A 16,014-nucleotide genomic window follows, 5' to 3' on the forward strand; every position below is an offset into this window, starting at 1 on the left:
GCTTGAGGCGGACCGACAAGACATCACAAGGATTCACCCCCATGGAACTGCCACTGGAAACCGTCGCCCTGTTCTGTCTCAAGATCGCTTATGAGACAGAAGATCAAAGCCCGATTCTGCGGGACGATTTGATGATGAGTGACTATGAGCGAGAGGTGTTTGGCTTGCTGGTGCGCCGGGGTGATGTCGAGGTTATTCAGCGCAAAGTGGCTGAATGCGTGGGGTTGGCGCTGGACGCTTTGGGTGGGGCTGGCACAGCGTTGGGTCGCGAGCTGCAAAGGCTGGCGGATAATTTCTACAGCGCGCAGACGATGGGGCAACTGGATGCTCCGCTGATCGCGCTCAAGGACTATCTGAAGGATATCCAGTAACCGGTAGCGCCCTTCAACATTGAGCCGACGGTTTGATATCGTGCGCGCCATCGACTCACATCAAAGAACAATGCAGGCCATTGTTAACAAGGAAGACTGAATGGTACCCATCGGCATGTTGGTGTTCTTCGCTGCGTCAGCGGGGATCTGGTCCTGGATCGTCAGAAACCGTGGCAGCTTCAGCCTTTGGCTTGCCAACCTGGCAGGTTTTTTGGCCAGTCTCATTGTCGGGACTCTCGTGCTGATATTCATGGGCGAACAGGTTGGACCTCGGGGGCCGGCTTACTTTCTTTATGCGTTCATGGCGATCATCGGCGCCTTCGTCGGGACATGGCTGCTGGTAGTCGCCAGATCCAGGCCGGATGCGCATCCGGTCGGGCGTCATTTGATCGGCGGCTCCTGTGGCCTGCTGGCGGCGTGCATCACATTAGTGCTATGGGCAGTGATCTTTCCTGCCAAGTGATACCGAGCCTGGCTGCACCGTTGGCCATCTACCAGCCCAACCCGGATAGATCGCCGCGAACCCGGAGGGTGGCGCCGGAAGTTGTTGATTGATCGAACCAATCCTCCAGCGGCTGGCCGAAGTGGAATGGCCGGCCAATGCAGTGAAAGTCGGCTAGCGTGAATATCGGGTGCAAGGCCGGTATCTGCTCCAATGGGCAAAAGGTCTGGGGGAACATCAGTGTTTGAACACATAGATTTCAATTATCTGCTGGCCACCTACGGTTACTGGGCGGTGTTCTTCGGCTGTCTGCTGGAGGGCGAAACCATTTTGATCCTCGGCGGCATGGCGGCTCACCAGCATTTGCTGCACCTGTGGCCGGTGATTGGCTGGGCCAGCCTCGGCGGGATGCTGGGCGATCAGTTGCTGTTCTGGACCGGACGCTATTTCGGCGGACGCCTGCTGCCGCGACTCAAAAGCAAGCAAGCGGCCATCGACCGCGTGACAGACCTGATTCATCGCTACCCTTCGATTTCGGTTTTTTCCGTACGCTTTCTGTATGGCATGCGCCTGGTAGGACCGATGGTGATCGGCGCCAGCGGCTTGTCGCCCATCCGTTTCAGCCTGTTGAATGCCTTGGGCGCCGTGGTCTGGGCAACACTTTTCGCCAGCGGCGGTTACTGGGCGGGTGAAGCGCTGGAAGGCATGCTGGGCAACCTGAAACCGTATCGACTGCCGATTGCGTTGGGGGTGCTGGTGCTGGCGGTGGTGATTGCGTTGGTTCGGCATTGGCGGGCGAAGGTCAAGGCGCGGCAGGCTGAGTGACACTAGCCTTCGGCAGCTCCTACGCCGAGATCGAGCTGACTACACCGGACTCACCACCCGCCCCACCCCTCTGACAATCATCTCCACCTCCCGCTCATCAATCGTCAGCGGCGGCAGCAATCGAATGGTCTTGCCCCGGGTCACGTTGATCAGCAAGCCATGATCGCGAGCGGCAATCAGGGTCAGGTCGCGGACCGGGTTCGCCAGCTCGATGCCGATCATCAAGCCTTGCCCACGGACCGCCACCACGTTCGGGTTGTCTGCCAGCTCGATGCGCAATCTTTCCAGCAGCCGCTCGCCCTGTAGCCAGGCGTTTTCCAGCAAGCCTTGTTCTTCGATGATGTCCAGCACCGTGCAACCGACCCGACAGGCCAGCGGATTGCCGCCGAACGTGCTGCCGTGGCTGCCGGGTGTAAACAGCTCGGCGGCTTTGCCACGGGCCAGGCAGGCACCGATGGGCACGCCGTTGCCCAGGCCTTTGGCCAGGGTCATGACATCCGGGACGATGCCTTCGTGCTGGAACGCAAACCAGCGCCCTGTGCGACCGATGCCGGTCTGGATTTCATCGAGCATCAACAGCCAGCCGCGCCGATCACACAGGGCGCGTACAGCCTTGAGGTAACCAGGCGGCGCCAGATGCACGCCGCTTTCGCCCTGAATCGGCTCCATCAACACGGCCACTATCCGTTGGCCGTGAGCCTGTTGCACCCTGTCCAGCGCCTTCAAGTCACCAAACGGCACTTTGACGAAATCCCCCGGCAACTCATTGAAACCCAGGCGCACCGCCGGGCCGTCGCTGGCGGACAACGTGCCAAGGGTGCGGCCATGAAAAGCGTTCTCCATGACCACCACCAGCGGATGCTCGACGCCTTTGTGCCAGCCATGCAAACGCGCCAGTTTCAGCGCCGTCTCGTTGGCCTCGGCGCCGGAGTTGTTGAAAAAGGCCCGGTCCATCCCAGACAGTTGGGTCAGCTTGTGGGCCAGCCGCAGCTGCCAGTCGATGCTGTAGAGATTGGAGGTGTGCAGCAGCAGCCCGGCCTGCTCAGTGATGGCCGAGACAATTCTGGGATGGGAATGGCCGACATTGGTCACCGCCACACCCGCCACCGCGTCCAGGTATTCGCGACCGGCCTGGTCCCACAGGCGCGTGCCCAAGCCCTTGCAGAAGCTCAGGGCCAGCGGTTGGTAAGTGCTCATCAGGCAGGCGGCGGTCATGGCATCAAGCTCCAGCAAAGGTCGGTGTTTTTGCAGTATGGTTAGCCACCTGAGTTGGATAAACGCTCTATCTCTTCAATCATTTTAAAGCTGGGCTTGATAATGGATGTGTTCCAGGCAATGACCGTGTACGTCAGGGTGGTGGAAAGCGGCAGCATGACGGCCGCCGCTTTCCAGTGCGGCATGTCCACGACCATGGTGGGCAATCATCTGCGGGCACTGGAGGAACGATTGGGCGTGCGCCTGCTCAACCGCACGACCCGGCGTCAACGCCTGACCGAGTTCGGCGCCGCGTATTACCAGCGCTGTGTCGAAGTGCTGGGGCTGGTCGCCGACTCCGAGCGCCTGGCCGAACAAAACCTCGACGAGCCCACCGGGACGCTGCGCATCACCGCGCCGATAACGTTTGGCACGGAGCGGCTGGCGCCGGCGTTAAGCGAATTTTCCCTGCGCTGCCCGCGGGTCAAACTGGACGTGGTGCTCACCAACGGTCGACCCGATTTGCTCGAAAACGGCTTCGACGCGGCGTTTCGTCTGGGCGCCATCGAACCGTCCAACCTCATCGCCCGGCCACTGTTCGAGTACACACTGACCATGTGCGCCTCCAAGGCCTACCTTGCACGCAAGGGCACACCGCAAAAACCCGAAGACCTGCGACATCACGACTGCCTGGCCTTCGCCTATCCGGCTGGCGACGACTGGCACTCGGTGGAAAAACAATGGCGACTCAGCGGGCCCGACGGCGAAGTCATGGTCGACGTCAGCGGCCCGATGCTGATGAACAGTTCGGCAGGCCTGCACCAGGCGGCACGCACCGGCATGGGCATCGTGATGGTGCCCGACGCATTGGTGGAGCAGGACCTGAAGGACGAAACACTGGTGCCGTTGATGCAGGACTACCTGCTGCCGAGCCGACCGATGACGCTGTTGTACGCTCAGGATCGCCACCGTTTGCCAAAACTGCGCGCCTTTGTCGACTTTGCCATTGAGATGTGGGGCAAGCGCTAGTCGCAGCTGTGCTTATCAAGCTTGCATTCACTGACAAATAAAACGCCAGGGAAAGCCAATGTCTTCATCGCCGCTCTACCGCCGAGCAACCACCAACGACCTGCCGTCCAGACTCATGACCCCACCTTCACCAACACCGCTTTCTCCTGATAACGATCCGGATACAGCTGCTTCAACTGCTGCACTTTCGGCATGTCGTTGATCACGATGTAGGGATACGTCGGGTGCTCGGTCAGGAAGTCCTGGTGATAATCCTCAGCCGGGTAGAAGCCGTTATAGGTTTCCAGTTTGGTGACAATGGGTTTGCTGAACGAGTGCGCGGCGTCGAGCTGGCGGATGTAGGCCTGGGCAACGCGCTGCTGCTCGGGGTTTTCCGGGAAAATTGCCGAGCGATATTGCGTCCCGCTGTCCGGCCCCTGACGGTTGAGTTCGGTCGGGTTATGCGCCACCGAGAAGTAGATTTGCAGCAACTTGCCGTAACTGACTTGCGTGGGGTCGAAGGTGACTTCGACCGATTCCGCATGGCCGGTATCGCCATCACTGACCCGCTCGTACTGCGCCGTATCGGCCGCGCCACCGGCATAACCGGAGACGGCTTTTTTCACGCCTTTGACGTGCTGAAACACGCCTTGCACGCCCCAGAAGCAGCCGCCCGCGAACACCGCCGTTTCGCTGTGCGCCTGAGTGGTTTCGTCCAGCGCTGGCGGGGCGATGGCGACCGCGTCTTCAGCGCCAAAGGAGAATGCCGAGCACTGACCCATGACGCTGGCGGCGGCCAGAGCCAACAAGCTCCGGCGCCAGGTAAAGAGAGTTTTCATGGAGCTGACTCCTTGGAAATTGAGAACGTGATCAACCAAACGTAAACGCGTAGGCCGATACGCCAGGGTCAAGAAACTCGATGCTGAACGTCCTGTCCGTTACGCCATCGGGCTGACGTACAAGCTGATACAAACGCTGCTCGGTCACCGTGCCGCTGCCATCGGGCGCCACATCAGTGCCGTGGGCCGCTTCCGGGGCCTTGCCGTCGACCAGCACTTTGAAACGCACCGGCTTGCCATCGGCGCCCGGCCCCAGCACCAGGTGCAGGTCACGGGCGTGGAAGCGATAGACGATGCGACTGGCCGGGGCGCTGGCGGTGGCACGTTCCGGGCCGACTTTCCATTGGCCGCCGAGGCTCCAGTCATTGAGGGCCAGTTGCGCGGGTGGGGTGTACGTCGCCAGTTTGTCCGGCGCCAGGCTTGCCTCAGGCACAAAATGCTCGGCGCGCTGGTAGCCGACATAGGTTTCCGGCGACTGCACTTCGCCCATGTCCGGGGCCAGCTGGACGCCTGCGGCATTGGCATTGATCAAGCCGTCCGAGACTTGCTTGGCGCCGGCTTCGCGCAGCAACTGCTGGATAACGCGCTCCGACTCGGCGTACTCGCCTTCGCCAAAATGGTGATAACGAATACGGCCCTGAGCATCGGCAAAGTAGTGCGCCGGCCAGTATTCGTTATTGAAGGCGCGCCAGATCTTGTAATCGTTGTCGATGGCCACCGGGTAATTGATGCCCAGGTCTTTCATGGCCTTGGTGACGTTGCCCACATCCCGCTCGAAGGCGAATTCCGGCGCATGCACGCCAATCACCACCAGACCCTGATCACGATACTTCTCGGCCCAGGCCTTCACATACGGCAGGGTACGCAGGCAGTTGATGCAGGAGTAGGTCCAGAAATCCACCAGCACCACTTTGCCTTTCAGCGCCTCGGCGGTCAGCGGCGGAGAATTGAGCCATTGCACGGCGCCCTCCAGCGGCGGCAGATTGCCTTCTACCGGCAGGGGTGCTCCCGGCGTGTTCGCCGCCACTTTCATCGCGCCAGCCGATTGATCGTCAGCCGGGACTGCACTGTTGTTCGGCGACTTGCCGGCCAACCGGCCAACCAGCGCTTGTTCGATACCGCCGGTAGACGCCGTGGAAAACTGCGCCAGAATCCCGGTATCCAGACCCAGGGCGATCGCCGCCACACCGGCCAGCATCAGCGCACCCAGCCCACGTCGCACCCACTCCCCTGCGCCAATCGAGCGCTTCATCGCGGCAAACACCTTGCCGCCCAGCAGCAACGCCACGGCCAGTGAAGTGGCGGCGCCAGCGGCATAAGCCAGCAATAGCAGAGTGGTCGCGACGCTGGCGCCTTGCAGCGCCGCACCGGTCAACACCAAGCCCAGAATCGGCCCCGCGCACGGCGCCCAGAGCAGCCCCGTGGCGACCCCGATCAGGAACGAAGCCCCCGGACGTGGCCGAGGATCGGCGCCAGCCGCTTCCGACAAACGACTGCCCGCGGCCACCAGCGGCCGGGTCAGTCGATCAGCCAATTGCGGCAGCAACAGGGTCAGGCCGAACAACGCCACGAACACCAAGGCCAGCCAGCGACCGTACTGGTTCAGTTGCACCACCCAGCCACCGCCCACCGCCGCCAACGAGGCCACGAGCGCGAAGGTCAGGGCCATGCCCGCCAGCAGCGGCAGGCCGCTCTTCATGAACGGCTGCCCGGTGCGGGCGAAGACAAAGGGCAGCACCGGCAGAATGCATGGGCTGACGATCGTCAGCACACCGCCGAGATAAGAGAGAACCAGTAGCCACATAAACGTCGACCTGTATCAAAGGAGTGAAAGAAAGTGCCCGTGGGATCAAGCCGTCTGCGGCGCGAAAGTCATTGCCAGGCCGTTCATGCAATAGCGTAGTCCGGTCGGTTTCGGACCATCGTCGAACACATGGCCCAAATGACCGCCACAACGACGACAGTGGACCTCGTCGCGCGTCATCCCGAACGAGCGGTCCTGGCGGGTCGCCACGGCCTTGTCCAGCGGCGCCCAGAAACTGGGCCAACCGGTGTGACTGTCGAACTTGGTCGTCGACGAAAACAACGCCAACTGGCAACCGGCGCAGGCAAAGGTGCCGTCCCGGTGTTCATCATTCAGTGAGCTGGAGTAGGCCCGTTCGGTGCCCTCCTCGCGCAAGATATCGTACTGCTCGGCGCTGAGCAGGGTGTGCCATTCGCTGTCGCTGTGCGTCACTTCGAATGCTTCGGCGGCGCTGGCCTCGCTGATCAGCGCCGTGCCTGCGGAAAATTTTGGCAATACACCGATGACCAGGGCTGCAGCCCCCAGCCCGCCGCTCGCTAACAGAAATTGTCGCCGTGAAAACATGGCTGCCTCCGAAAATCCCAGTCGTGTGTCATGGAACACAGCCTAGGCTTGGGTTGATCGCCAAATCCTCACGGGGAGTTAAACAATTCGTGATAACTCGCTCCGGGGAAAACCCGCACAATGTGCCCATTACGCACCAGGGATTGAGCTTTATGGAACAGACCAAACGCGTCCTCGTGGTCGAAGACGACCTGCACATTGCCGACCTTATCTGCCTGCATCTGCGCGATGAGCAGTTCGAGGTGGTGCATTGCGCCGACGGCGACGAAGGCATGCGCCTGTTGCAGCAAGGCAGCTGGGACGCACTGATTCTCGACCTGATGCTGCCCGGCGTGGATGGCCTGGAAATCTGCCGCCGCGCACGGGCCATGGCGCGCTATACGCCGATCATCATCACCAGCGCGCGCTCCAGTGAACTGCACCGCATCCTCGGCCTTGAACTGGGCGCCGATGATTATCTGGCCAAACCCTTTTCCATGCTGGAGCTGGTGGCACGGGTCAAGGCGCTGCTGCGCCGGGTCGATGCCATGGCGCGCAACCTGAAGATGGACGCCGGCAGCCTGATCATCGACGGTCTGTCCATCGACCCGATCACCCGCGAAGTCTCTCTCGACAGCCGTCGTCTTGACCTCACGCCCCGGGAATTCGACCTGCTGTATTTCTTTGCCCGCCAACCCGGCAAGGTGTTCTCGCGCATGGACCTGCTCAACGCCGTGTGGGGCTACAGCCACGAAGGCTATGAACACACGGTCAACACCCACATCAACCGCCTGCGGGCCAAGATCGAAGCCGAGCCGACACAACCAGTGCGCATCCTTACGGTGTGGGGCCGCGGCTACAAATTCGCGGCCAAAGAGGAACAATCATGAGATTGACCCTGACGCAGCGCCTGTCGCTGGTGTTCGCCATTCTGCTGCTGGTGTGCTGCGGCACCTCGGCGTGGATGCAGGTGCGCTCCAACCAGATGCATGAACTGGAAGTGGTGCAAGGGTTGTCGCGGGACCTGGCCAGTCACATCGCCAAGGAAACGGTGCTGATGGACACCCACGGCCTGATGCCCAATGCCGTGCGCGAGCTCTTCAGCCAACTGATGCTGGTCAACCCCAGTGTCGAGGTGTACCTGCTGGACACCACGGGCAAGGTGGTTGGCAACGCGGCGCCTGAAGGCAAGATGCGTCGTGAACAAGTGGACCTGGCGCCGATCCAGCGCTTGCTGCGCGGCGATGCGCTGCCGATCCTCGGCGATGACCCGCGCAGCCTGGATGGCCGCAAAGTCTTCAGCGCCGCGCCGTTGCAGGTCAACGGCAAGCCGGCGGGCTATCTGTACGTGGTGTTGTTCAGTGAAGAGCGCGACCGTTTCGCCGAACGCGGCGCCACCAGCGCCGCGCTCAATACGGCGCTGCTGTCCATTGGCCTGGTGGCGCTGCTGTGCCTGATTGCCGGCCTCACCGCTTTCGCCTTGATTACCCGGCCTTTGCGCCGCCTGACCGACACCGTCAGCCGCTTCGACATCGACGGCGTCCCGGTGGAGCCGCCCGCCTCGACTGGGGTTGAAAAAACCGCCAGCCATGACGAGATCGCGATACTCGACGCCACGTTCCGGCAGATGCAGACCCGCCTCAGCGAACAATGGCGTTCGTTGACCCGCCAGGATCAGGAGCGCCGTGAACTGGTGGCCAACATTTCCCACGATTTGCGCACGCCGCTGGCCTCGCTGCACGGTTATCTGGAAACCCTGTCGCTCAAGGACGCCACGCTGTCCCCCGCCGACCGTCGGCGTTATCTGGGCATCGCGCTGGATCAAAGCCGCAAGGTCGGCGGCCTGGCGCAGTCGCTGCTGGAACTGGTGCGACTGGAACACGGTTTTGTGCAACCGGTGCTGGAGCGCTTTTCCCTGACGGATCTGGTGCAGGACATCTTTCAGAAATTCGAACTCACCGCCGAGGCCCGTCAGGTGGAGCTCAAGGCCACTTTCGCACCGAACGTGGCCGCCGCCTGCGCCGACCTCGGGCTGATCGAGCGAGTGCTGACCAACCTCTTCGACAACGCCCTGCGCCATACCCCACAGGGCGGCGAGATCGAACTGAGCCTGCGGCCCAACGGCTCGTTCGTCGAAGTGACCGTCAGCGACACCGGTCCCGGCATCGCCGCGCAATTGCGCGAAGGCCTGTTCCTGCGTCCGTTCAATATTGGCGGCGCACGGCGCGATGGCGGGCTGGGATTGCGCATCGTGCACCGGATCCTGCAACTGCACGGACGCGAGATCCAGCTGATCGACATTCCTGGACGCGGCGCCAGCTTTCGCTTCTCGTTGCCCGTGGACGAACACACCGCCGAGCAAGGCGTGGTTCGCTCGATGAACCTGAATTCACCGGGGCAATAATCAAGCCCTGGCGCTATGATTCCAGTTCCCGCTTTCGGCAAGGACGCTGTGGAATGTTGAACAGCCTGCAACACACCCCGCTGTGGGTTTACGGGATATTCGTGCTGCTGTGTTATTACGGCATCAAAGCGCTGTCCCCAAGCCATGTCGGCAAGACCTCGATGCTGATCATGCCGCCGATCCTGCTGGGCTGGTCGCTGTATTCGCTGAACCTGACCGTCAATCCACAGCTTTCGGCAGGCTGCTGGGCGGTCGCCCTGCTGCTCGGTTGCCTCACCGCGCTGGTGATTTATCCGCGCAAGGGCATGGCACTGGATGCACAGCAAAGCGGATTGATCGTGCCCGGCACCGCCAAGACCCTGGTGCTCTACCTGCTGTTTTTTGCCGTGAACTATTACTTCGGTTATCAGGGCTCGGTTCACCCGCAACTGAACGGTACATTGCAGATCGTACTGCTCAAGGCCTCGGCGTCCGGGTTTGTCTGTGGACTGTTCTGCGGGCGCTCGGTGAAGTACTACCGCGTGCTGTCGGCGCTTCGGACTCGGCACCCGCAGATGACCACCGGTTGAACATGGCTCGGGCAAAAATGATGACCAACCGCCGGTTCACCCGTGACAACACCGCCCCGGTCCAATAGATTAGTCGCCCTGAAAAGGCCCCGTGCTTTCTCGCCTCATCTCAAGTTAAAAGAAGTAGTGAAATTTCAATGTCCGATTCCAACACCGCTGAATCCGTAGTCACCTTGTCGTCCAAAGCGGAATACGAAAACTCCATCAATCTTTCACAGCATGTGCCCCAGGCCAAGACCATCAGCGAGATGGTCCTGGATGCTTTTCAATCGACCCGCGAAAGCGATCAGATTCGCGAGCTGCGCGCCGCGATTCGCCAGGCGCACGATGGCTTCGACGATGATAAAGCCTACGAATTGATGGGCGAACTCAAGCAGCTCAAGGATGCCGAGGCGTCCGACATTGCCGCCCTGGAAGACCTGAGCAGCAAGTTCCCGATCAGCCGCATTCTGTCCAGCTTCAAGGACGACCCGGCGTTCCAGGAAATCGTCTACGGCCTGGCATTGAAGGTGCTGAACCAGACGCACCAGGCCATCAGCAACCCAGGCAGTGGCAAAAGCAAAACGGCTCGCGTCAAGAAGGAAGTCGAAGTGTTCACCATCAGCAAGGATGGCGTGAGCGTCACCCTGCCGCTGCGCACACCGCGTTCGCGACTGAACGTTGACCGTGAAGCGCTGGAGTTCCTCGGCTTCACTTTCGTCGGTGAAGGTGAAGAGGCAGAGCTGGAAGCTGAATCCTTCGTGGACAACACCGGCGCCGAACAAGCGATCAACCGCAAAAACATCATCACCGCGCTGCAGCAGCAAACCGCCTTCGACGGTTACAGCATCGCCGCGCAGTAAAACGATCTGCTGGCTGCGTAATTGCCGACCATAAAAAGCCCCACGCTGCCATGCAACGTGGGGCTTTTTGCTTTCTGCGAAAGCCGCAAACTCACAGCTGTGGATAAATCCGCTCATACAATTGCACATCGGAAGGGCAATCTATTTCGCCCCATGGTGCATTTGTCGGTGTTCCGCCAACCCGTACGCCCGCTTCGATCAGCAAGGAAAACAGCGAGGTCATGTCAACTTGTTCACGCTGCTCGCTGCTCAGCCGTTCCAATTGACCATTAAGTGCATGCCAACCCGCTGGCGTCAGCTTGAACAGCCCCATGTATTGTCCCTGGATCTGTTCCAGCGTCTCGGCACGGTGGCCGATTTCGCAGATCCTGCCGTTATCGATAACAAAACGCTCCATGTCCTCCAGAGGCTGATCGAAGCGCTGCTGCCAGAGCTTCACCGCCTGGGGGTCAAATGCCAGATCGATGTCCTCGTTTTTTTGCATCAGGGCACTGACCAGTTCAGACGAATAGAAAATATCGCCATAACTCACCACGCACGCCTGCGAGTCCAGCCATTCATGCGCGGCACTCAGCGACTGGCGAATTCCCGTAGTGCTCCACAGCGGGTTGATAAACAGCCGATCGGCATAGGGCGCGAGCATGTCGCTGCGATAACCCGCAACAATGCCAATCTCGGTAATACCCGCGGCACGCAAGGTACGGACCGTTCGCTCGATCAACGGTACGCCGTTAAACGTCACCAGTGCCTTGGGCCGCTGATCAGTGAGCGCGCCCAATCGGCTGCCACGTCCAGCCGCAAGAATGATTGCCTTCATGGTGAAACTCCATAAACCTGGCGGACCAAGGAAAGGTCAGCACTGTCCCAATGTTGATTACGTTCGGGGTGCCACATCACGGCGCTATGACCGGCGCCCGGGTTACTGACGGCTTCGATCACACCGTCCTCACTGACGGCCTCGATTTCATAGCCAGGTGGCGCGGCATAAAAACCGTAATCGTGAAACGAGTTGACACGACGAACCGCGCCGCGGCAGTGAATGTCGTGAGTGCCTACATGGGACGCAACAGGCTCCAGCGTGGCCCCGGCACGGCTGAGCATCACCTGCATTCCACGACAGACGCCCAGGACAGGAAGGCGATGCTGTGCAGCCCACGCCAACAACACGGTTTCGGTTTCATCTCGCGGGTCGGCGATCCCCGACAACGCCTGACAGCTGCCGCCCCCGGTCAATAACACACCCTGCGGCTGGAGCCGCGTCAGCAGGTCGCGACTGACGCGGGCATCATTGGGGATGTAAAGCGGTAGCACGCCGCAATGAGACAGAAAGGATGTCCAGCGCTCATCAATCGCATCCCGCCACTCCTCTCGCGTTGCATCGAACAGTCGAAGCATGGTGACCGCTATCAAGGTCACGACAGCACCTGGATGCGCCGTTCGGCACAATCGAGGATTAGCCGTGTGCTCGACAGCAAACTACGAAACTTCGCTTCCCCGACACCGATTGCGGCAGGGATGGCAAATTCCCGGGCACGGATCGACATGTGAGAGTTTTCGCCGCCGTAAGCGGTGATGAACCCGGCAATACGGTGGGTGAAAATCCAGTCGAAACCAGGGTCGGCATTCTCGATCAGCACAATGCAGCCTTCGATGTCGCGCTTGCTGGTTTCCTCTGCCCGCAGTACCGCCACTGGCGCTTCAGTCGCACTGCGGGTGATGAAGTTCGGATTGCACGTCTCGATGGCGTGGGACAGCAAATCCTGAGGCTTGCAGACAATGACCGGGGTACGGATACCCTGCGTCGACTGCCACCGCGTGCGGTTGCTGGCGATCTTGTCGCGAATCGTCTCCAGTCGAACCTCTTCAAGGTTGCCGACAAAATCGCCAAGCTTTGCGAAACTCAACGCTTCGCGACTCAGGTGATGGTTCTCCCCCCAACTGGCGAGCGCCATGAGGGCCTGCGAGACAAAAGCACCGTACAGGTATTTGACCTTCTCCCGGGCGGACACTGCTGCATCGAGAAACTTGAAAAAGTGGTCGGCCGATACACGCAGCCTGCATTCGTCGAAGGCTTGTTGCACGGCATTGCGGATTTCACGACTGATGACCCTCGGCCCCTCATCGCGATGGGCCCGTTGCAGTGGCGTATTCCAGTCGAAATAGGCATCGGGGGTTTCATCGTATCGGGCCACGCGCAAATCGTAGGTGCCGGGACGCACATGGCCATGCAGACGCAAGAACGCTTCTTTGTGCAGTATCCGGAAATCGTCGGCCATCTTGCGGCCGACAGTGCACACGCCGCCGATCAGCGAGTCCGTGAAACCGGCCGGAATTCGCTGCATGGTTTCCAGGGACTTGATGACTGCAGTAGCAACAAATGCCGCCCGCGCTACGCCGGAAAAAACCTCCCCTACGACCTTTGCGTCGGCCAGGGCGTGACGCAATCGCTGAAGCGGATCCTCGCTCTGCTGATGGCTACCCAGTCGCTCGACTTTTTGTTCAATTCGGGGGAGTCGCGTCAGGTCCGAGAAAAACGGCCCATCGGCGCTGATGATGTGTTCGGTAACGCTCTTCAGTTCTGCCAGATAAAGCGCATGCTGAGCTGCATTCAATCCGTTGAACGCCGGGATTGATGTCGCGGGCATGGCCGCCAGCTGTGGCGTAAAGCAGGTGGGAATAATCGAAAACTCAATCTTGTCGTGCAGCGACTGATGCGCCGCCAGGTGTTCACAACACTCGGTGACCACCGAGTTGACGATCGACAGCGGTAGCGCCGCCGGGATGAACGACTCCACGCTGTAGGGAATGCAAATGTACGGTGAACCACTGAACTGATACATCAATGGTTTGTTGCGCATATCGCGGTAGCCGTAGCGGAACCGCGCCGACGCCCAATTCACATCGGTAATCAGCTCTTTGTAGAGCGAGTACGCCAGCGGTCGCGGCTTGACGCCAATCATCTCGGCAGGATTCCAGTCCGGCATCAGTCCCAAAAAGGCATTGAAGCTGTGCTCGGGCTGTCGCGTCTTTCTGGCCAATCCTTCAAGCAGCACCACCTCGCAATCCAGGACCGAACGCAAGGCCAGGTCCGAATGCGGGTCGATGTTCTCCACGCCCTGTCCCGTCATGGGGCGAACCTGAAACAGCAGCGGCCCGTCTGCGGTGATGGCGAACTCGATATCCAGCGCGTCGCGCTCTGTCAGTTGCTCGACTTCGGCCAGCAGGGCAAACAACCCCTTGAGCGCCAGCGGTTCTGAACTGCACTGGGATTTGAGCGCCACGAAGGAATGAACAGTACCGGTGCCGGCGGTGACACCATCCGTTCCGTGCCCTGGCACATAATCGACCACGTAGTAAGGCAGGCCGGTTTCCGGATCACGGGTCATCGCTACACCCGACGCCAGCACCCCGGTTGCCATGCTCTGGATCAGCACTTCATCAAAATCGCTGGCCTGCCCGTAGGAGCCGATCACCTGTTCAATGGCCTGTTTCAATGCCACTGCCCCGCGCACATTACCGACCGAATCGTACATGCCGGCTCCCGAGGTGCCATCCTGATCCTCGGACAGACTGCTGGAGCGCACGATCAACGAATGATCGCCGAAACGCTTTACACAATAATCCAGAATGGCCTGTGGCTTACTGCGCCAGTTCCTGACCGTGAACCGGTGTAATGGCAGCACGCGGCCGGTTTTCAGAAACGGGGCAAGGCTTTCCAGGGTCCCGGCTTTACCGGAAAACTCGAAAGGACTGGCTAAAGTCATCGACTGCATGTCGTCTTCCATTGATAGAGGTAATTACATTCCATTGTGGGCAGCGATGACCACCAGGAACCGGTACGAGGAGGACTTACGCCAGTTCAGGACCGGTGTATTTCGCCAGTTCGTTGCCATACAGCAAGGACAGTTCAGCCAGGAAACTGTTGCCCTTTTTCGCGGCAGCGTAAGGACAGCTGTCCAGCACGATGACATGGCCGATGGTCCCGATATTGCCGGTGTAGACGCTCACCTGCTGACCGGGGACGACATGGGCGGTACAGAATTCGATCTCATACTTGTCCAGCAGCGGTTGCAGCGTACGAGGGTCGTAGCTATCGGCAATCCGTCCGCCATGGCGCGAGGCGATCGTGACCACGGTGCCCGCGGTTTCAATCAGCGAATCGTCAATCTTGATCGTCTCGCCCAAGTGCAGGCGGATCAGCATTTCGAATGGATCAATACCGGTCAGCATCCGATACATCTGCGGCGCGACACTGCCCATCATGCGGGCATTGATCTCCACCAGGCACGGGCCGTTTTCGTCACGCAGCAACTCGACGTGATACAGGCCGATGTCCAGTTTCAAGGCAGTGAACACTTGCTGGACGTAGGCCTTGATTTCATCGCGCGCCGCCGTGTCCAGACCCGATGGCATGGTTGCCGTCATTTCCAGAATTTCGTTGTAGTCGGCGCGGAAACGAATGGTCGTGGCGTAGCACGAAACGACCCCGTCCTGAACAATGACTTCGGCAGAGTGCAGCGTACCGTCCACATATTGCTCGACCAGGTATTCGCGGCTGACAAGGGCATCGATCATCGGATCGGAGTCGGTACGGGCCTGACGGATATTTTCGACGAATGCATCGAAGTCCTGCTGGGTAAAACAGATCGCCGAAAACTGTTTGGAAAAACCACGGGTGGGTTTGACCACGAACGGTAACGCCAACCGAGGCGCGATGCCTTCGGCCAACTGGCTTTCGGTCAAGACCTGGAAGTCGGGAGAACGTACGTTGTTGGCGCGCAAGGTTTCACGCAGACGACTCTTGTAAACGGCGCCGCAAAGGTTCTCATGGCTTGGGTAACGCGTACCGAGTAACTCGGCTTCCCGGGCCACGGCAACAATCGCCGCCTCGGACGTGGAGATCAGCGCATCGATTTTTCGAGTGTCATTGAGCTTTGCCAGCAGATTGTGAAACTCGTCCCCCTCAAGCGAATCGACGCGAATATATTCGTCAACGTGTTTAAGGTACGGCTCGATTTTCGAGTGATCACCCTTGACCGATATTGTCAGAAACGACGTATCACGCTGGTGAATGAATGTCACATGACAACCCAGGCGCTTGGCAGCTTCAAAGGCGAGCAGGCCACTGACCGTGCTGTCGACCAAAACGACGTGTTTCATAAAGCGCTCCATA

Annotated in this window: 16 protein-coding genes; 8 read left to right on the forward strand and 8 right to left on the reverse strand. The window is 60.0% G+C overall.

Annotation, left to right across the window (positions count from 1 at the left end):
- Positions 1 to 41 precede the first annotated feature (41 nt).
- The 3 genes from POF45_RS10340 to POF45_RS10350 all read left to right on the forward strand — a co-directional run bounded on the left by POF45_RS10340 (position 42) and on the right by POF45_RS10350 (position 1,638).
- On the forward strand, positions 42 to 371 hold the full coding sequence (locus tag POF45_RS10340) for a hypothetical protein (RefSeq protein WP_282315624.1): 330 nt from the start codon (positions 42 to 44) through the stop codon (positions 369 to 371).
- Positions 372 to 471: 100 nt separating this feature from the next.
- A complete protein-coding gene (locus tag POF45_RS10345; RefSeq protein ID WP_282315625.1) occupies positions 472 to 834 on the forward strand; it encodes a hypothetical protein in 363 nt (120 codons plus the stop codon).
- 219 nt (positions 835 to 1,053) lie between these two features.
- On the forward strand, positions 1,054 to 1,638 hold the full coding sequence (locus POF45_RS10350) for a DedA family protein (protein ID WP_259496400.1): 585 nt from the start codon (positions 1,054 to 1,056) through the stop codon (positions 1,636 to 1,638).
- A gap of 39 nt (positions 1,639 to 1,677) precedes the next feature.
- Here POF45_RS10350 and POF45_RS10355 read toward each other — a convergent pair whose 3' ends face one another.
- On the reverse strand, positions 1,678 to 2,853 hold the full coding sequence (locus tag POF45_RS10355; protein ID WP_282315626.1) for an aspartate aminotransferase family protein: 1,176 nt from the start codon (positions 2,851 to 2,853) through the stop codon (positions 1,678 to 1,680).
- A gap of 102 nt (positions 2,854 to 2,955) precedes the next feature.
- Here POF45_RS10355 and POF45_RS10360 point away from each other — a divergent pair, with 102 nt between their 5' ends.
- Complete coding sequence (locus POF45_RS10360; protein ID WP_282315627.1) at positions 2,956 to 3,861, forward strand: LysR family transcriptional regulator; 906 nt, start codon at positions 2,956 to 2,958, stop codon at positions 3,859 to 3,861.
- A 113-nt stretch (positions 3,862 to 3,974) separates the two neighbouring features.
- On the opposite strand, the gene msrA is transcribed toward POF45_RS10360, so the two are convergent.
- The 3 genes from msrA to msrB are packed head-to-tail and all read right to left on the reverse strand — an operon-like array spanning position 3,975 to position 7,047.
- Positions 3,975 to 4,679, reverse strand: coding sequence for a peptide-methionine (S)-S-oxide reductase MsrA (msrA, locus tag POF45_RS10365; protein ID WP_282315628.1), 705 nt, complete (start codon positions 4,677 to 4,679; stop codon positions 3,975 to 3,977).
- A 31-nt stretch (positions 4,680 to 4,710) separates the two neighbouring features.
- Positions 4,711 to 6,483 carry a cytochrome c biogenesis protein DipZ gene (locus POF45_RS10370; RefSeq protein WP_282315629.1) on the reverse strand — a complete coding sequence of 591 codons (1,773 nt, stop codon included), beginning with the start codon at positions 6,481 to 6,483 and terminating at the stop codon, positions 4,711 to 4,713.
- A 45-nt stretch (positions 6,484 to 6,528) separates the two neighbouring features.
- Entirely contained in the window at positions 6,529 to 7,047 is a 519-nt protein-coding gene (gene msrB, locus POF45_RS10375) for a peptide-methionine (R)-S-oxide reductase MsrB (protein WP_282315630.1), read from the reverse strand.
- A 152-nt stretch (positions 7,048 to 7,199) separates the two neighbouring features.
- Here msrB and POF45_RS10380 point away from each other — a divergent pair, with 152 nt between their 5' ends.
- The 4 genes from POF45_RS10380 to POF45_RS10395 all read left to right on the forward strand — a co-directional run bounded on the left by POF45_RS10380 (position 7,200) and on the right by POF45_RS10395 (position 10,841).
- Entirely contained in the window at positions 7,200 to 7,916 is a 717-nt protein-coding gene (locus tag POF45_RS10380; protein ID WP_259496407.1) for a response regulator transcription factor, read from the forward strand.
- A complete protein-coding gene (locus POF45_RS10385; RefSeq protein WP_282315631.1) occupies positions 7,913 to 9,430 on the forward strand; it encodes a sensor histidine kinase in 1,518 nt (505 codons plus the stop codon). Before POF45_RS10380 ends, POF45_RS10385 begins: the two co-directional genes overlap by 4 nt.
- Before the next feature lie 53 nt (positions 9,431 to 9,483).
- A complete protein-coding gene (locus POF45_RS10390; protein WP_282315632.1) occupies positions 9,484 to 9,999 on the forward strand; it encodes a DUF6622 family protein in 516 nt (171 codons plus the stop codon).
- Positions 10,000 to 10,136: 137 nt separating this feature from the next.
- Complete coding sequence (locus POF45_RS10395) at positions 10,137 to 10,841, forward strand: hypothetical protein (RefSeq protein WP_259496413.1); 705 nt, start codon at positions 10,137 to 10,139, stop codon at positions 10,839 to 10,841.
- Between the two features lie 91 nt (positions 10,842 to 10,932).
- Here POF45_RS10395 and POF45_RS10400 read toward each other — a convergent pair whose 3' ends face one another.
- The 4 genes from POF45_RS10400 to POF45_RS10415 form a co-directional block, all read right to left on the reverse strand.
- The gene (locus POF45_RS10400) at positions 10,933 to 11,658 is read right to left on the reverse strand and encodes a phosphocholine cytidylyltransferase family protein (protein ID WP_282315633.1); all 726 of its coding nucleotides are present in this window, start codon (positions 11,656 to 11,658) and stop codon (positions 10,933 to 10,935) included.
- Complete coding sequence (locus POF45_RS10405) at positions 11,655 to 12,257, reverse strand: gamma-glutamyl-gamma-aminobutyrate hydrolase family protein (protein ID WP_282315634.1); 603 nt, start codon at positions 12,255 to 12,257, stop codon at positions 11,655 to 11,657. The genes POF45_RS10400 and POF45_RS10405 overlap by 4 nt, the downstream gene beginning before the upstream one ends.
- Complete coding sequence (locus POF45_RS10410) at positions 12,254 to 14,614, reverse strand: PEP/pyruvate-binding domain-containing protein (RefSeq protein WP_282315635.1); 2,361 nt, start codon at positions 14,612 to 14,614, stop codon at positions 12,254 to 12,256. Before POF45_RS10410 ends, POF45_RS10405 begins: the two co-directional genes overlap by 4 nt.
- A 76-nt stretch (positions 14,615 to 14,690) precedes the next feature.
- Positions 14,691 to 16,001, reverse strand: a complete 1,311-nt coding sequence (locus POF45_RS10415) for an ATP-grasp domain-containing protein (protein ID WP_282315636.1) — start codon at positions 15,999 to 16,001, stop codon at positions 14,691 to 14,693.
- Between the last annotated feature and the right edge of the window lie 13 nt (positions 16,002 to 16,014).

Origin of the sequence: Pseudomonas fungipugnans (assembly GCF_029955235.1) — a bacterium.
GTDB classification, from domain to species: Bacteria; Pseudomonadota; Gammaproteobacteria; order Pseudomonadales; family Pseudomonadaceae; genus Aquipseudomonas; species Aquipseudomonas fungipugnans.